We start from the raw sequence: 16,745 nt of genomic DNA, 5'->3' as shown, positions 1-16,745 counted from the left end.
TCCCATTTCACGCCCATCAAAACGACTTTCTTTCCCCCTGCTCCCTGCCCTCAAAGCGATGGAACACTTTTTTAATTGGAAATCCCTTGAGTATCCATAGCTAAATGAAAAAAACTATTAATTATCTTGTGTCTTGCATCGCTTCATAATATGATTCAAATAATTTCAACTTAAATGACAATTTTTTTCAGAGATCGTCATTGTATCTTCAGGTACAACCAAGTAGTGTGATTGAGTGTAAGCGGATAAATGAAGTCAGATAAATTGTTTCAAAGCCTGCTGCTGACAGGTATGGTTTTTCTTTGTCTCAGCGCTTCTGCTAAAGGCGAGGAAGTACAAGAAGATGTTCAAGGCGAATCTTTTACTCAAGTGATAGGGAAATCTACTTCACCGCAAACAGCATCTGGTAAAGCAAGTAAAAACATTTCCCAACTTAGCGAAATCGAACTTCCCGCAACTAGCGCTCAAATGCTAGTGCAGACACCAACACCAACCAACCCTCCAAATCCAGAACAAAGAAGTGGGGATCAAGTTGTACCAATCATGGGAGTTAAAGCCAATCCCACAAACAAAGGTATGGAGTTGATTTTAGAGACGACTAGTGGGGAACAACTACAAGTTACAAATCGCAGTACGGGCAATAATTTTATTGCAGATATACCTGGCGCACAGTTGCGTTTAGCATCGGGAGAAGCTTTTACATTTCGTTCCGAAAAACCACTTGCAGAAATTACAGAGATAACAGTTACAAATATCGATGCGAATACTGTCCGAGTGACGGTGGTGGGTGAGAAAAAATTACCCACAGTTGAGTTATTTGATGATAATGCAGGGCTGGTATTTGGTATAAATTCTGCGGCCATAGCAACTTCTCCACCACAGCAACCCCAAACACCACAAGATCAACAAGAGCCAGCAAGCGAGACACCGCAGCAAGAACCAACAGCACAGCAGGATGAGCCGATTGAGTTGTTAGTGACGGGGGATCAAGATAGGTATAACGTACCGGAAACGTCAACTGCGACTAAAACCGACACACCATTACGCGATATTCCCCAATCGATTCAGGTGGTGCCGCGACAGGTGCTGGAAGATCGCAAGGTAAGAAGTTTAAAAGAGGCAGTGGAAACGGTTAGTGGCGTTGTTGATGCAGGAACCAACTTCGGTGCGCCTTCAGGAGGCAGAATCATCAGAGGATTTGTGCAGACCGGAAATTTCCGCAATGGCTATCGAGATACAAATGATAGCTTTTCGCTGACAGGCATTGGGACGATCGAACAAGTAGAAATTCTCAAAGGCCCCGCCTCAGTTCTATTTGGTGCTGTAGAACCGGGTGGAATCGTCAATGTGATTACCAAACAACCTTTGAGTGAACCCTACTACAGTCTCGAATTTGAGGCAGGAAATTTTGGCTATTATCAGCCCAGCATCGATTTCTCAGGGCCATTAAATGCCGAGAAAACTGTACTCTATCGCTTTATTGCAACCTATCAAAATTCCGAGAGCTTTCAAGATTTCGTCAAAACAGATATAACCACGATCGCACCCTCAATCACTTTGAAATTGGGCGATCGAACAGACCTGAATTTATACTATGAATACACTAACTATAATGGATATCCTAATCAGTCTGGCAGTTGGTTTTTTAGCGATGGTAGCTTCCTGCCTCGGAGTCTCTTTCTCGGCTATCCTGATTTAACCTTTATTGATGCCAAGACTCAAAAATTTGGCTACACCCTGAATCACAAGTTGAGCGACAACTGGCAGATTCGTAACAATTTTGCGGTGGCCACTACTAGAACTAGAGACGCATTTGCTGGAGGATTAGATATAGTAGACGATAGTTCGCTAGTAGGTATTAACGCTGAAAGACGTGGATACTCAATAGATAATTATTTTGGACAGATCGACTTGCTTGGAAAGTTTAAGACGGGATCGATTTCGCACCAACTTTTAGCGGGTTTTGATTTTAATCGCAATGTTCAGACTTTTGAGTCTTTGATTTCCGATTCTGCTCTTCCTAATCTAGATATCTTCAACCCAGATTACAATATTTCAAACCCCGTATATATTCCAAATTATAGTTTCGATTCATCTACTCAATCTTACGGCGCTTACCTTCAGGATCAAATTAGTATTTTAGATAACCTGAAGCTATTAGTTGGCGGGCGCTTAGATTGGGTTTCACAGAATGTGACAAATAGCGGAATTGATTCTCCCGAACAGAATGATAGTGCTTTCAGTCCCCGAGTTGGGTTGGTGTATCAGCCGAGCAAATCAGTTTCTCTCTACACCAGCTATAGTCAATCTTTTCTTCCTACCTCTGGATTCAATCCTGATGGTAGAGCGTTTAAGCCGACCAAAGGAACCCAATATGAAGCAGGCATTAAAACTGACTTTCTAGACGGAAAGCTTTCAACAACATTGGCAGCCTATCAAATCACCAAGACGAATGTTACAATACAGGATCAAAATGACCGTGATGCCCAGATTCAAGTGGGGGAGCAAAGGAGTCGAGGGATTGAGTTAGATATCACGGGTGAGATTTTACCAGGGTGGAAGGTGATCGGTTCTTATGCCTATACTGATGCAGAAGTTACCGAGGATATTGACATTTCTGTAGGTAATAAATTGCTGGGTGTGCCAGAAAATCAAGCTAGCCTCTGGACAACCTATGAAATCCAGAAGGGCGATCTCAAAGGTTTGGGATTTGGTTTAGGGCTTTTTTACGTGGGTGAGCGGGCGGCACTTTCAGACAACTCGGTTGAACTACCCAATTACTTGCGTACCGATGCGGCGATTTTCTACCGTAGAGATCGCTTTAACGCTGCGATAAATATTCGTAATCTATTTGATACGGACTATTTCAGTTCTACTTACGGTTACACTTTAGGTCTTGAAAGAGGCGCACCCTTTACAATCATCGGCTCTATTCGTTGGGAGCTTTAACTCGCTGTTGTGTTGATAATCGGCTGAACAACGTGTTGCAATTATCCTATTAATACGAATTCTCAATGTTTTTACGTCGCTTCATCTATCTACTATTATTAGGAGTTTTGATGTTTGTACTTGTTTCGGCTTGTAGCAGAAATTTGAATTACAGTGCTACAAGCTTGAAACAGCCAATGCAAAACTGCCGAATGGTGCAACATTTGATGGGAAAGACTTGTATCCCTTTCCGGCCTCAACGAGTCATAACGATATGGTCAAGTTTTTTGGCTGATACACTAGCATTGGGGATTAAACCAATTGCCACGGGATATGATTCTAGTGAGCCTTTTCCAGAATATCTTCGAGACAAAGTAGATGGAGTTGATTTAATTGGAAGCGTAAATGAACCAAACCTCGAAAAGATTTTGCTCCTGAAACCCGACCTAATATTGGCTGATCCTTATATTCTGAATGTTTATTATAAGCAGATATCAACGATTGCACCTACGGTCGTAATAGGGCATCCCGATTTACTCACTCGTCGTTGGGAGCAAGATTTAGTAGACGTTGGGAAGGTCTTAAATAAAGAAGAAGCTGTCAATCAATTAATTAAGCAATATTGGCAGCGGATTGACAAACTTAAACAAGCCTTGGGTAGCCGTCGTCACCAAATGCAGATTTCAGTTGCCTCGACAAAAGCATTATCTGGAATTTGGTCTTATGGCGAAAAAAGTCCTGTTGGCAGAGTCCTCAATGATATTGGGCTAGAACGCCCATCCTCACAAAGGGGGAATTTTTTCTATATAGAAAATATTTCTGAAGAGCGTCTGTCTGATATTGACGGTGATGTTCTCTTCTTTTTAGCTTGGGGAAGCAAGAGTGCTAAAGAGAATTTAGAAAAGCTCCAACAAAAACCTTTGTGGCAACAACTTAAAGCGGTTCAACGAAATCAAGTTTATTTCGTTGACGGGTTGCGCTGGCATGAAGGCGATATTTTTGCAATCAATACAATAATTGATGACTTATTTAGATACCTAATCGACCGTCCCAGGTTTTAACTAAACTCAGCAAATCGCATTGCTCCCCCTCTAGTCTTAGTTAAAAGCTTAAAGGATTAAAACTAAAGTACCCATAACTATTAAACTGCTTCCTAATATCATTATTAACGGTGTTATTTCGGCTCATGTTAAATTAAATTACTCGTTGCAAACTGCGATCGCTTGTCAAAAGAAAGTGCCGTCATACGATGTCTGGTGCTTATACGTAGCCTGTCGCAGACATCTTCAGAAACTTAGAAGTTTTTGGGCGACGCCGAATAGCCCGTCGCAGACATCGCCAGCGCTAGAAGCAGACTATTGACCTCAGAATATTTTGTGTTCTTCTAGATGAGCAAGAATATCTGAGCGATCGCGAAAAATTCCCAGCCTGCCATCTTTACCATGTTCGTAAACCCACCATCTATAGATGTAACGTTTGGGGATTGGGGAAACACTTGTTGCATATTACTCAAGTCACCTTATCCTTTTGTCTCTCCTGCTCCCTACTTCAAGTCAGATTTAAGTTGATCTAACAATACCACTTTGTTGAGAAACTATATCAAATTTACAAGGGCGTCCTTTATTCCTTTTAAAAATGGGGGAAAGGCGACAAGATCGTGTAATCTATATATTTATCAAGAAAGATTATCAACTCTAATGATTAAAAAGCTCTTAAATATTGAGAGCGTTAATTAAAGTGATAGCAAGATCATGATAAAAGCGACTACAGTCTCACCTAGAGGATTGAAAAAACCACAAATGTCAGCCTTATTTGGTCTGGTGTTGGGACTGTGTATGCTGTTAATTTGCTTGGTGTACAGTGTGACGCTAGGTGCAATAGAAATACCTTTAGACAAAATTTTGACATCTTTTATAGCCTTTGATGGTTCCTACGATCACCTAGTTATTCAAACCGTGAGATTACCGCGATCGCTAATTGCGATCCTTGTCGGTTCAGCCCTTGCTGTATCGGGAGCTTTGATGCAGGGTTTGACGCGAAACCCCCTAGCAGACCCAGGTATTTTAGGTATTGAGTCGGGAGCTGCCTTGTTTGTCGTTGTGTCAACTTTTGTTTTTGGCAGTTCATCCCCAAGTATTTACGCTCTTGTGGCCTTTTTGGGTGCGGGATTAACAGCAGTGTTAGTTTACATCCTTGGGTCTCTGGGACGCGGAGGAGCCACCCCACTGAATTTAACGGTAGCAGGAGCGGCGTTAACTGCTCTGATTTCTTCCTTCACTACTGGTATCCTGATTGTTAGTCAACAAACACTCGAAGAAGTGAGATTTTGGTTAGCTGGTTCATTATCTGGTCGAGATTTTAATTTATTTTTACTACTACTGCCTTTTGTCGGTATGGGATTAGTAATAGCTTTTACCCTCGGCAGACAAATTACCACTATGAGTTTAGGTGAAGATGTCGCTAAAGGCTTGGGCCAACAGACAGCTTGGATCAAAATATTTACCGCTATCAGCGTAGTTTTACTAGCAGGAAGTTCCGTTGCCCTTGCAGGGCCAATCGGCTTCATTGGTTTAGTCGTTCCCCATATAGTGAGATTTTACATTAAAGCCGATTATCGTTGGATATTACCTTATTGTGCAGTTTTGGGTGCTATTTTACTGTTGGTTGCAGATATTGCCGCCCGTATATTGCTCAAACCACAGGAGTTACCTGTAGGTGTAATGACAGCAATAGTTGGCGCTCCTTTTTTTGTCTACCTAGCTAAGTCAAAGGTGAAAAAATGAGTTTTGATTGGCTAGTCATTCGTTCCCAAGCGATATCTTTCCGCACCGACCGACGTGTACCAGTCATACTGTTATGTTTGGCAGTAGCAATTGTAGTGGCGATGGTAATGAATATAGGGCAGGGTGAATATCCAATCTCGCCTTTGGATATCGTGAAAACTATATTGGGTTTAGATACAGGAAACCCAGACCATCCATTCGTGATTCAAAATCTGCGTTTACCCCGCACCCTTGTAGCTTTTATGGTGGGAGTGGCGCTGGCAATTTCTGGCACTATCTTCCAAGGATTGACACGCAATCCATTGGCTGATCCAGGTATTATCGGCATCAATGCTGGGGCGAGTCTGGCGGCAGTTACAGTGATTGTATTCTTGCCATCGGCAGCGATTTATACCTTACCCTTATCAGCCTTTGCTGGTGCATTGCTGATGGCGATTTTAATTTACTCGCTGGCTTGGAATAACGGTAGTTCTCCGATTTTATTAATTTTAATGGGTGTTGGCTTGTCTGCGATCGCCAGTGCCATAACCAGCTTGATGATTACTTTTGGAGAAATTTCTGATGTTAGCAATGCTTTGGTTTGGTTAGCTGGGAGCGTCTACGGCCGGACTTGGGAGCAAGTCTTTTCTTTGTTACCTTGGTTAATTATTTTTGTGCCAATGGCTTTGACACTAGCAAGGCATTTGAACGCTTTAAATTTAGGAGATGATGTTGCCAAAAGTTTAGGTACTCAAGTGGAATGGCAACGTGGTTTACTCGTGCTGGTAGGTGTAGCCTTAGCAGGTGCAGGAGTTGCCACCGCCGGAAATATTGGTTTTATTGGTTTAATCGCACCCCATTTAGGACGACAGTTGGTAGGTGCAACCCATGAAGGCTTGATTCCTACTTCTGCACTCTTGGGGGGAGTGATTGTTGTGATGGCAGACTTGCTAGGAAGAACACTATTTGCACCTATCGAACTTCCTTGTGGGATTGTAACTGCTGCTATTGGCGCTCCTTATTTTCTTTATTTATTAATTCGTAATCGTAAAAAATAAACCTGGTAAATATCACCTATGAAAGGACTCTCAACTAAAAGTCTGTCTTTAGCTTATGATGGGGCGCTGATTATCCGTGACCTAAATTTGGCAATCCCCACCGGACAAATTAGTGCTTTAGTTGGTGCTAATGGTTGTGGGAAATCAACTTTGTTACGAGGTCTGGCAAGATTGCTTCAACCCCGTGGCGGTACAGTCTATCTTGATGGAACGTCTATTTTCAATCTTTCTACCAAAGAAGTAGCACAGCAGTTAGGTATTTTGCCCCAAGGACCAGTAGCACCGGAAGGGTTAACAGTGAAAGATTTGGTAGCACAAGGACGTTATCCTTATCAAAATTGGTTACAGCAATGGTCAGTAAAAGATGAAAAAATCGTGCAGCAGGCACTCTTAATTACAGATTTGTTGAAATTAGCAGATAGAGCATTAGATACTTTGTCTGGTGGACAACGACAAAGAGCTTGGATTGCAATGGCGTTGGCGCAAGATACAGAGATTTTACTTTTAGATGAACCAACTACTTTTTTAGATTTGGCGCACCAGATAGAAATTTTGGATTTGTTGTATGAGTTAAACCAAAATCAGAGACGGACAATTGTGATGGTACTGCATGATTTAAATCAAGCGTGTCGTTATGCTGATTACTTAGTTGCAATCAAAGATGGTCGAATTTTTGCTGCTGGGGAACCAAAGCGAGTGATGACTCAAGAAATGGTTCAAGAGGTTTTTGGGTTGGAGTGTCGGATTATTCCTGACCCAGTTGTGGAAACGCCGATGTGTGTACCAATAGGACGAAAGGGAAAAATAAATAATAAACAAATTTACTTAAACTCCTAATTCGATTTCTACTAGAGATATCGCTCTCATCAATCACATAAGTACAAAAAATAATAAACAGTCGTGACAATCACATCAAAATCTTCTAGAGTATCTAAAAATCGAAGAAATTCAGCTCAACCTTTACAACGTTTGCTCAACTATGGTAGCCAATATCGTCAACAAGTTTGGCAGGCAACATCATGTTCTATCATCAATACAATTTTAGATTTAGCACCACCGTGGTTAGTTGGTATTGCAGTAGATATTCTCGTGGAGAAGCAAAATTCTGTATTTGCCAAGTTGGGTGTAAAAGATGTATTCTGGCAATTTTTCTTGCTTTCATTTATCACTATTATTGTCTGGATACTAGAATCAATTTCTGAGTACGCGTATAATAAACTTTGGCGTAATTTAGCCCAAAATATTCAGCATAATTTACGCTTGGATGCTTACAATCATGTACAAGAATTAGATTCAGCTTACTTTGAAGAAAGTAGCACTGGTGGTTTAATGTCAATTCTGAATGATGACATCAACCAACTAGAAGATTTTTTAAATTTTGGAGCCAATCAAATTATTAGTATAATCGCCTCAATTATTATTTTGATTGGTGGTAGTTTGTTAATTTTACCTTTCTCTATAACTTTGGTAGCAATGTTGCCAATACCATTTATTATTTGGGGTTCCTTTACATATCAAAAGCTTCTGGAAGTTCGTTATGCTGAAGTGCGAGAAAGGGTAAGCTTTCTAAACTCACGGCTAGCAAATAATATCAGTGGTATTACCACAATTAAAAGTTTTACTGCTCAAAATTATGAAAGCGCTAGACTGGCAGGAGAAAGCGAAGCATATAGAAAAAGTAATGCCAAAGCAATTAAACTTTCTGCTGCATTTGTGCCCTTAATTAGAATGCTAGTTTTAGCAGGGTTTACAGCTTTATTATTTTGGGGAGGAATGGCAACGTATGCTGGTAAGATATCTATTGGTAATTACAGTGTTTTACTTGTTTTAGTACAAAGATTGTTGTGGCCCTTCGTAGAATTAGGAGAAATATTTGACAAATATCAAAGGTCAATGGCTTCTACCAAGCGGGTCATGGATTTATTAGATACTCCTATCAACATTACGGCGGGAGAGAAATCTTTACCTATTGAGCAAGTGCGTGGTGAAATAGACTTTCAAGAAGTTACTTTTGCTTATCACAATAGAGAGCCAGTAATTAAAAAACTATCTTTACATATACCCGCAGGTAAAACGATCGCTATTGTTGGTTCTACAGGTTCTGGTAAAAGCACTTTAGTTAAATTATTATTGCGACTGTATGATATTTCTTCTGGAGCGATCGCTATTGATGGTATTAATATCCAAAAATTAAATCTGGATGATTTGCGTCGCAGTATTGGTTTGGTCAGCCAAGACGTATTTTTATTTCATGGTACTATTGCTGAAAATATTGCCTATGGTACTTTCGATGCTACCGACGAACAAATAATTGCAGCTGCGAAAATTGCCGAAGCTGATAATTTTATTCTGCGGCTACCCCAAGGTTATGAGACAATAGTTGGAGAACGGGGTCAAAAATTATCTGGTGGACAACGCCAAAGAATTGCGATCGCTAGGGCTGTTTTGAAAAACCCGCCTATATTAGTTTTAGATGAAGCTACCTCAGCAGTGGATAATGAAACTGAAGCTGCCATTCAGCGTTCTTTGGAACGAATTACTGTTAATCGAACCACAATAGCCATAGCTCATCGTCTTTCCACTATCCGCAATGCTGATTGCATTTATGTGATGGAATATGGAGAATTAGTTGAATCGGGAACACACGAACAATTGTTAGAGAAAAATTGGATTTATGCTGGTTTATGGAACGTGCAATCGGGGGTGAAATAAAATGTAGGATGTTGCTAAATTGTCAAATAAAACATACTTTATCAAAGCTATGATTTGACAGGCGGAATTTGCGCTACGATCGCAGACTGCAAAAGATCGGGAAGTTGTTCCCAAGCTAAAACTCCTTTACGACTCTTGATATACAGTTGCATAAATTCTACTAAAGGTGCTGGGCTTTCTTCAGGGAGAAGATTAGCAAAAAGATAGGTGGGCTTATCGTGGCTCGATACAGATACAACGCAGCCTTGACTGCAAGCCCATAAACATCCAACGGGCTTAATTTTAAGTTCATTAGCATGAAATTGTTGGGCGCATAAAGTGTTTAGTTGGTCAAGTAAAATATCACCATCGAAAGGCGCTTTTTCTGGTCGTTCTTCAGATGAGCGATGGCAAGATTTGCAGACGAATAACGTGTGTTTAGTCATTTAATTTAAGGGGTGTTAACAAGGTATTTGTAGAGGTCATCGATTACTGCATTGGCTGCAAGCAAATTTGGCTCTCTCCATATTGATAAGTTTACTAAATAAACATTATTTTTTTGAACGGCTTTCAGCGCTTTCTCTAGTGGTTTTTGCTGGAGTTTTTTTAAAGTTTTTGTTCATCATTTCCATAAAACCCTATAAATATAATATCACCGTCTATCTTCGATAGTTATTCTTCAGGAATAAAAATATATCCTTTATAGATGAATAGGAAATGTTTAGTCATCATTTAGAATGTGTTGACGAGGTATTTATAAAGGTCATCAATCACTGCGTCAGTTCCAAGCATATTTGTCGCAGCCCATGACATAAAATCAACATAATAAACATGATTCTCTTGAACAGCCTTAAGGGGCTAGATGCAGCTCATAATTATAGAGAGCAGCAATCAGATTAAAGCGCAAACTAAATCGTTTTTCTTCCAAGCTGAGTTTACAAGGCCCGTCCTGTTTTTTGTTTTGCAAGGCTTGGCGATCGCACTACCTCTAACATCTGGTTAAAAGTCTCCGAGCGTACACCACACAAGCGTTTATTTAAAGTCTTCTGGCTTTAAGCTTTTCACTTGTTCGTAGGTCATTTCTGTTACCCAACTCTAACCTCATTTGTCCCATGCATTTGGGACTTTTGCAAGAGGTCTAATGAATGACTAAAGTCCTGATTGCGAACTTACTAGTAAATCAATTTGTATTAACTGGATAATATTCCTGCAATACTCGTCAATTCCATAATTTTCTCAAACTGAAAATCATGGGCTAAATTCTTGATAAAATTTTGCAGTACAGCATTTTCTGAAGGGATTTGCTCAATTAATTCTAAAATCAGGTCATCACTACATTGAGCTGCGGCAGTATATAACTGTTTCACCCATTCAGGGGACATTTCAGATAATAAATTCACTAAATCTGTAAGCGTCAATATTGATTTTGGCCTTTGTTGCTTTAGGTTTGTTAGCTGATAGCTTTCTTCTTGGTAAATATATTGAACTCCCAAATATTCGCTCAACTTTTCTAGTAATTCTTCCTCACGGAAAGGCTTGTTAATATAATCATCGCAACCCGCTTTGATTATTGCTTCTCGTTGTTCCTCGAAAGCATTAGCAGTTAAAGCAATAATAATTGTCTTCCAATTTGGAATTTGGGATTTGGTATTTTGGATTGAGGTTTCTTCTCTAGTTTTAATAACTTTTGTAGCTTCGTAGCCGTCCATAATTGGCATCCGCATATCCATTAAGATCAGATGTGGTTGCCATGTCTGCCAAAGTGCGATCGCTTCAATGCCATTTATTGCTTCTTGGACTGCAAAACCGATAGATGTGAGAATTTTCATTAGCACTAAACGGCTGTCTGTGGAATCATCAACCACTAAAATACGGTATTCACTTTGAGCAGGCGCTAAACTAATAACTTGGGGTCTAGTTTGTTCAATCTGGATTTCGCTGGCTATGGCTAGACCAATTTGAATATCAAAAGTAAATTTACTTCCCTCGCCAATAGTGCTGGTGACGCTAATATCTCCTCCCATTAGTTGCACATATTTGCGGCTAATTGCTAAACCTAGTCCTGTTCCCTGTTGCGATTTTCTTCCGGTTTCAGTTTGCCCAAAAGCTTCAAAGAGCAAGTCAATTTCTTGTGGGGCAATACCGCGGCCAGTATCTTGTACCTCAAAGGTTAGGAATTGGGCATAGGGCATAGGGCATTGGGCATTGGGCATTGGGCATTGGGCATTGGGCAGAGGTGCAAAGGGGCTGAGGCGCTGAGGGGAAAGACTTACTACTTCTCCTTCTCCCCTGCTCCCCTGCTCCCCTGCCTCTCCTACTCCCCAGTCCCCACTCCCCATCCCCACCCGCAGTGTTACCCTGCCAGTATCGGTAAATTTGATGGCATTTCCCAGGAGGTTAAGTAAGACTTGACGCAGTTTACTTTCGTCAACTTGGATGTATTGGGGAAGGTGAGATGTATATTCAAAGACTAATTCCAATCCTTTGGAGGTGGCGCGGAAGCGCAACATTTCTTCGAGGTTTTCTAAGAGGCGAATTAAGTCAAAACTGTTGAGATTTAAGGTTATTCTGCCAGCTTCGATTTTAGACATTTCCAAAATGTCGTTGATTAAATTCAGGAGATGTTCGCCAGCACGATTGATGATTGCTAGATTTTGCTGATGTTCAGTTGATAAATCACGATCGTGGCTCATGACTTGGGTAAAACCGAGGATGGCGTTAAGTGGAGTACGCAGTTCGTGACTCATGTTGGCCAGGAATTCGCTTTTGGCACGATTAGCAGCATCAGCAACGATCACAGCTTCTTGCAATGCTTGTGACTGCCTTTGAGTTTGCGCTAGCAATTGTGCCTGCTGTAAAGCAACACCCAACTGATTGCCAATTTGAACTACGATATTGATTTCTCCTGGTTTCCATTGGCGGGGATCGGAATTTTGATAACTCGCCAGCAATCCCCAAAGCTGACTACCGTGTAAAATCGGAACAATAATATAGGCTTTAGCCTGAAAGCGCTCTAAAAGGTTGATATAAGCAGAATGAAAATCAGCGTTGTAAATGTCTGGGACACAGATGAAACTTGCACCTGGGGTTACTTGCAGATCGGGATATTCCACCTGATTATCGGCGCTATCCAAAATTTTCGCTAGACAACGCCCATCTTGTAAAACACCTTCTGTGAGATGAGGGTCATTGTTATGTTCTTCTATGAGAGAAATCCAACCGTTACCCACCGATTCAGAAACAAATTCGCCATTCCAGTTAGGATTGAAACGATAGACAACAACCCGATCGCAGTTTAGTACTTGGCGTAATTCTTCGGTTGTCGCTGCAAATATCGTCTCTAAATCCAGTGTTTGGCGCATTCTTTGAATCACTTGCGCGATCGCTCTTTCTCGCTCTGCACTCTCACGCAAGGCTTCCTCTGCCAATTTTCTCTCGGTAATATCAGTAATTGTACCGATGTAACCTTTAATTTCTCCATCATCTCTAAATTCTGGCAAAGCATGACAAATTACCCAGACAACTGTACTATCATCATGCAAAAAACGATGTTCGTATTTATAGGTTGACTTAGCAGCTGTTGCTTGATTCCATGCCAACAATAGCTGCTCGCGGTCGTCTGGATGTACGGCATTTGCCCAATGTGTTCCCAGAGAACTTTCTAAACTATATCCAGTAATTTCACTCCAGCGTTGATTAAAATATAAAACATTGCCATCCACATCAGTATGAAAGATACAAGCTGGTGAAGCTTCTGCCAGAAGTTGATATCGTTGCTGACCTGACTGCAAAGCTAGTTGTGCCAATTTGCGATCGTTAATGTCTGCCCAATAACCAACCCATTCGATCGGGGAATTTGCTTCGTCACGAATTAACTTCATCTCTTCGTAGAACCAGTGATAAGTTCCGTCAGCGTGTAACCAACGGTATTCGTAAGAAATGTACTCCTGCTTAATAAGGTGGGAAAATTTTTCCGAGATCGGTTCAATATCTTGTGGATGGACGCGATCGAGCCAAAAACTACTGGAGTTACCGATAAATTTTTGCGCTTCATAGCCTACCATTTCTTTAATGTTTTCACTGATAAAAGTAATGCTAAAATCATCTGAGGTTTTGCTGCTATAAATGACTACAGGGCTAGAGGTAAGCAGATATTGTAGGCGTTCGTTGACTAAACGCAGTTCTTGTTCGACGTGTTTGCGTTCGCGTAGGGCTGCATGTAGTTCGCTAATTTCTACTAAAACTGTGCCAACACCAGAGGGGCGATCGCCTTCACCAACAATCGGAAAATAAGAAGCTAAGAAGTGGCGGATAATATCTGGTTGTTTGATTGATGTGCTGCTTAATTCTTGATTAATAATCGGTTGACCAGTTATCAGAACTTGTTGATAAATTGGTTCTACTAAAGGAGCGATGTCCGGTAAAACTTCATGGATGGTCTTGCCAATATGAGCTTGCTGGGGTAGTCCATTAATCTCCGCCAACAGTTGGTTAATTTGCACAAATCGCAGCTGTTTATCTACAATATTCATGCCAACGGGAGCGCTGCTAAAAAAGGCATTGAGACGAGCTTCTCTGAGCGCTAATTCTTGTTCTAAAGTTTTGCGCTCAATCAACCCACCCAATTGAGCCGCAACAGCACTGACTAGCAAGAGCAAACGCCGATCTACCAATACTGAGCTACGTTTAAAAAACACTAAAACAGCTAATACTTGGTTCCCAGCCAGTATGGGAACACCAAAACCAGCTTTTAATCCTACCTTGGCGGCTTGTGGCGATCGCAAGAAAACTGGTTGTGTAACTTTAGAAACATCTTCTATCCATTCTGGTTCTTGACTTTGCCAAACTCTTCCTGGTAATCCCACTCCCAGAGCAAATTTCAAAGTTTGGCTTTGCTGGCAGAATTCTTTTAAGCTGCTTTGTTCCCCGTACCAGCTTAAACTGTGTTTTAAAACAGTCCCATCTTCGTTAGGTATCCAGGCTTCACCAAAATCCCAGCCAATGGTGTGACAAATTAAGCGCAAGACCACTGCTAAGGCGCTGTTGACATCGCTAGCGCGAGTGATAGCTTGGGTTGTCAACAGCAACAAACGGCTTTCATTTTCTGCCTGCTTGCGTTCAGTAATATCTTTGGTGGTTCCTAGTACGTACCATTGCCCATCAATCTCGATCATTTCTGCACTCAACAGTGTTGTTTTAATTTCTCCTGTTGAAGTGCAGACATCAATTTCATAGTTGCGGATGGCTTTTGCTTGTTGCAGAATGTGGGTAAGAAAATTATATTCTTCTGGATTCACCCAAATATGCAATTCTTTATCGGTGCGATCGATCGCTTGAGAGCGAGAATAACCAAAAAACCGACAAAAGCTGTCGTTTACTTCGATGTAGCGTTTGCCCTGAACAGTAATTAAGGCAATTGGATCGGGAGATGACCGGAAAGCTGATGCTAACTTTTCTTCAGAAGCTCGTCGTGCTGCTTCTGCGCGTTGGCGTTCTTTTGCCTCCAATACCAAGGATACTAAATTGCTCAGAGAGCGAGCGAAATTTTGGTCTTCTAGCGTCCAATAATGCGTAACTTCCACTGCTTCCAGACATAAAACTCCTACGGTCTTTCCCTCCAGCCTAATAGGTGTATCGAGGATAGAGGTGATGTTTAATTTTGAGTAAGAGGCAGAAAATTCTTTAATTCTGGGATCGGTATGAGCATCATCTGCGGCGATTGATTGATTTTGCTGCAAAGCTGCAAAATAAATTGGATAGTCTGCCACTGATAAGAAAAGTCCTTCGCTATGTTGATTGCAACTGCCTTCAAATAGATCGAAACACTGGATTTTTATATCTGTTGCGTCATACAGCCAGACACTAGCTCTTTCTACGCCAATATTTTTGACAGCTGTTTCTGTGATTTTACCCAAGGCTGCTTTCAAATCACCCTGATAAAGTATTTGATTTTGTGCCAATTGTGTGAGCACGAGATTATGATTGCGGAGCTTAATCGCGCTTTCTTGGAGTAATTTTTCTACACCTCGACGCTGCGTAATATTACTAGCAGTGCCCGTCATACCTATAACTTGACCGTCTTCGTTGCGTAATGCGATCGCATTCAACATTAGATAAAGTAAAGTACCATCTTTAGCTACACAAGTAGTTTCATGCTGAAAGATAGACTTTCCCTGAAGAACACCCTCAAAGGCTACTTTATCTTGAGCAATTTGTGTCGGTGAGATGAAATCAATTAAGGCACGCCCGATCATTTCTTGCGGTTCGTAGCCATAAATCTGCTTGACTGCTGGATTGACAAAGGTAATTAGTCCATCAATGTCCACCGACCAGATCGCGTCCTGGGATGTCTCCACTAAAAGCCGATACTGACTTTCACTCTTCTTCAGGGCGGCTTCGACTACCAGGCGTTCGCTTTGATAAACTTCTCTACAAAAGGCTTTGCTAATGCTAACGGGAATTTCTTTAAAAATATCTTCTATTTGTCTGTTGCAAATATTTAACTCAACTGTAAGCCGTTGACGCTCTTGAATTTCCTGTTGCAGTTGGGTATTTTTTTCTTTTAACTGTTTTTTCAATCTTTGGACATTGAGTTGATTTTGGACGCGTAATAAAACTTCTTTAGTTTTGAATGGTTGAGTAATATAGTCAATATCGCTTAAATTGAAGACGCTTATCTTTTCCAAAAAATCATCGAAAATTCCGAAAAGAATTATCGGAATATCTTGAGTTTTATCGTTAACTTTCAAATATTGACATACTTGATAATCATCTTTGTCGATAATGAGAACATTTAGCAAAAGCAAATCCGGGGAAGAAACGAGTGCTGTCTTGATTGCCAATTGCCCAGAAATCACACTTTCTACCTGATAACCTTGGTGTTGAAGGATGTCTGATAAAAAATGTAAATTCTCTAAGTTGTCATCAACTAATAAAATTTTTATTTTTTGAGCATCCATATCAGTTACTAAGTTAATTTTCAATCAGAAAGAATTTCTGGAATAAAACTGAACATGAAATCAGAAAGCAAAACTCTGTCACCAGATTGTAAATAAAATCATCGTCGCTTACAAGCATACTTCAGCGCTGGGTGTATAGAAAAGTTGCAGATAAACCAGGATAACTGTTTATATCATGTCCGCTTCATTACTTAATTAAATCCGAATAATCCCAAACAGCCAATAGCTACGGTGTACATACAAGTCCTAAAAATCTGGATTGATCGGGCTTGACTCGTTCCCAGTCTCCGACTGGGAATGCATTCATTGAGTCAGAGACTCAATGTCTAACTGGAGACAGCAGCCCC

Annotated in this window: 10 protein-coding genes; 7 read left to right on the top strand and 3 right to left on the bottom strand. The window is 40.8% G+C overall.

Annotated elements, in window-relative coordinates; translation table 11 throughout:
- Positions 1 to 249 precede the first annotated feature (249 nt).
- Complete coding sequence (locus RM049_RS08680) at positions 250 to 2,949, top strand: TonB-dependent siderophore receptor (protein ID WP_322703895.1); 2,700 nt, start codon at positions 250 to 252, stop codon at positions 2,947 to 2,949.
- A gap of 176 nt (positions 2,950 to 3,125) precedes the next feature.
- Positions 3,126 to 3,989 carry an iron-siderophore ABC transporter substrate-binding protein gene (locus tag RM049_RS08675; protein WP_322703894.1) on the top strand — a complete coding sequence of 288 codons (864 nt, stop codon included), beginning with the start codon at positions 3,126 to 3,128 and terminating at the stop codon, positions 3,987 to 3,989.
- 323 nt (positions 3,990 to 4,312) lie between these two features.
- On the opposite strand, the gene RM049_RS08670 is transcribed toward RM049_RS08675, so the two are convergent.
- Entirely contained in the window at positions 4,313 to 4,441 is a 129-nt protein-coding gene (locus RM049_RS08670; protein WP_322703893.1) for a hypothetical protein, read from the bottom strand.
- A 238-nt stretch (positions 4,442 to 4,679) separates the two neighbouring features.
- Between RM049_RS08670 and RM049_RS08665 the strand changes: the two genes are divergently transcribed.
- The 4 genes from RM049_RS08665 to RM049_RS08650 all read left to right on the top strand — a co-directional run bounded on the left by RM049_RS08665 (position 4,680) and on the right by RM049_RS08650 (position 9,460).
- Positions 4,680 to 5,711, top strand: a complete 1,032-nt coding sequence (locus RM049_RS08665; protein ID WP_322703892.1) for an iron ABC transporter permease — start codon at positions 4,680 to 4,682, stop codon at positions 5,709 to 5,711.
- Positions 5,708 to 6,748: an iron ABC transporter permease gene (locus RM049_RS08660; protein WP_322703891.1), complete on the top strand. Its 1,041-nt coding sequence runs from the start codon at positions 5,708 to 5,710 to the stop codon at positions 6,746 to 6,748. Before RM049_RS08665 ends, RM049_RS08660 begins: the two co-directional genes overlap by 4 nt.
- An 18-nt stretch (positions 6,749 to 6,766) precedes the next feature.
- Positions 6,767 to 7,585: an ABC transporter ATP-binding protein gene (locus RM049_RS08655; RefSeq protein WP_322703890.1), complete on the top strand. Its 819-nt coding sequence runs from the start codon at positions 6,767 to 6,769 to the stop codon at positions 7,583 to 7,585.
- Positions 7,586 to 7,648: 63 nt separating this feature from the next.
- The gene (locus RM049_RS08650; RefSeq protein WP_322703889.1) at positions 7,649 to 9,460 is read left to right on the top strand and encodes an ABC transporter ATP-binding protein; all 1,812 of its coding nucleotides are present in this window, start codon (positions 7,649 to 7,651) and stop codon (positions 9,458 to 9,460) included.
- Positions 9,461 to 9,507: 47 nt separating this feature from the next.
- Here RM049_RS08650 and RM049_RS08645 read toward each other — a convergent pair whose 3' ends face one another.
- Entirely contained in the window at positions 9,508 to 9,885 is a 378-nt protein-coding gene (locus tag RM049_RS08645; RefSeq protein WP_322703888.1) for a DUF1636 family protein, read from the bottom strand.
- Between the two features lie 416 nt (positions 9,886 to 10,301).
- Here RM049_RS08645 and RM049_RS08640 point away from each other — a divergent pair, with 416 nt between their 5' ends.
- Positions 10,302 to 10,442, top strand: a complete 141-nt coding sequence (locus tag RM049_RS08640) for a hypothetical protein (RefSeq protein ID WP_322703887.1) — start codon at positions 10,302 to 10,304, stop codon at positions 10,440 to 10,442.
- 187 nt (positions 10,443 to 10,629) lie between these two features.
- Here the strand turns inward: RM049_RS08640 and RM049_RS08635 are convergent, their stop codons facing one another.
- Positions 10,630 to 16,398, bottom strand: coding sequence for a PAS domain S-box protein (locus RM049_RS08635; RefSeq protein WP_322703886.1), 5,769 nt, complete (start codon positions 16,396 to 16,398; stop codon positions 10,630 to 10,632).
- Positions 16,399 to 16,745: the final 347 nt, after the last annotated feature.

The sequence above is a fragment of the Nostoc sp. DedQUE04 genome (genome assembly GCF_034530995.1).
In the GTDB taxonomy this organism is placed as follows: Bacteria; Cyanobacteriota; Cyanobacteriia; order Cyanobacteriales; family Nostocaceae; genus Nostoc.
The sequence above is the reverse complement of the archived record's forward strand: the minus strand, read 5'-3'. Positions and strand labels throughout refer to the sequence as shown.

Bases quoted from the DNA above. Each gene is read 5' to 3' on its own strand.
- RM049_RS08680 (WP_322703895.1), top strand. From the start codon at position 250: ATGAAGTCAGATAAATTGTTTCAAAGCCTGCTGCTGACAGGTATGGTT.
- RM049_RS08635 (WP_322703886.1), bottom strand. From the start codon at position 16,398: ATGGATGCTCAAAAAATAAAAATTTTATTAGTTGATGACAACTTAGAG.
- RM049_RS08640 (WP_322703887.1), top strand. From the start codon at position 10,302: ATGCAGCTCATAATTATAGAGAGCAGCAATCAGATTAAAGCGCAAACT.
- RM049_RS08655 (WP_322703890.1), top strand. From the start codon at position 6,767: ATGAAAGGACTCTCAACTAAAAGTCTGTCTTTAGCTTATGATGGGGCG.
- RM049_RS08665 (WP_322703892.1), top strand. From the start codon at position 4,680: ATGATAAAAGCGACTACAGTCTCACCTAGAGGATTGAAAAAACCACAA.
- RM049_RS08675 (WP_322703894.1), top strand. From the start codon at position 3,126: ATGCAAAACTGCCGAATGGTGCAACATTTGATGGGAAAGACTTGTATC.
- RM049_RS08645 (WP_322703888.1), bottom strand. From the start codon at position 9,885: ATGACTAAACACACGTTATTCGTCTGCAAATCTTGCCATCGCTCATCT.
- RM049_RS08660 (WP_322703891.1), top strand. From the start codon at position 5,708: ATGAGTTTTGATTGGCTAGTCATTCGTTCCCAAGCGATATCTTTCCGC.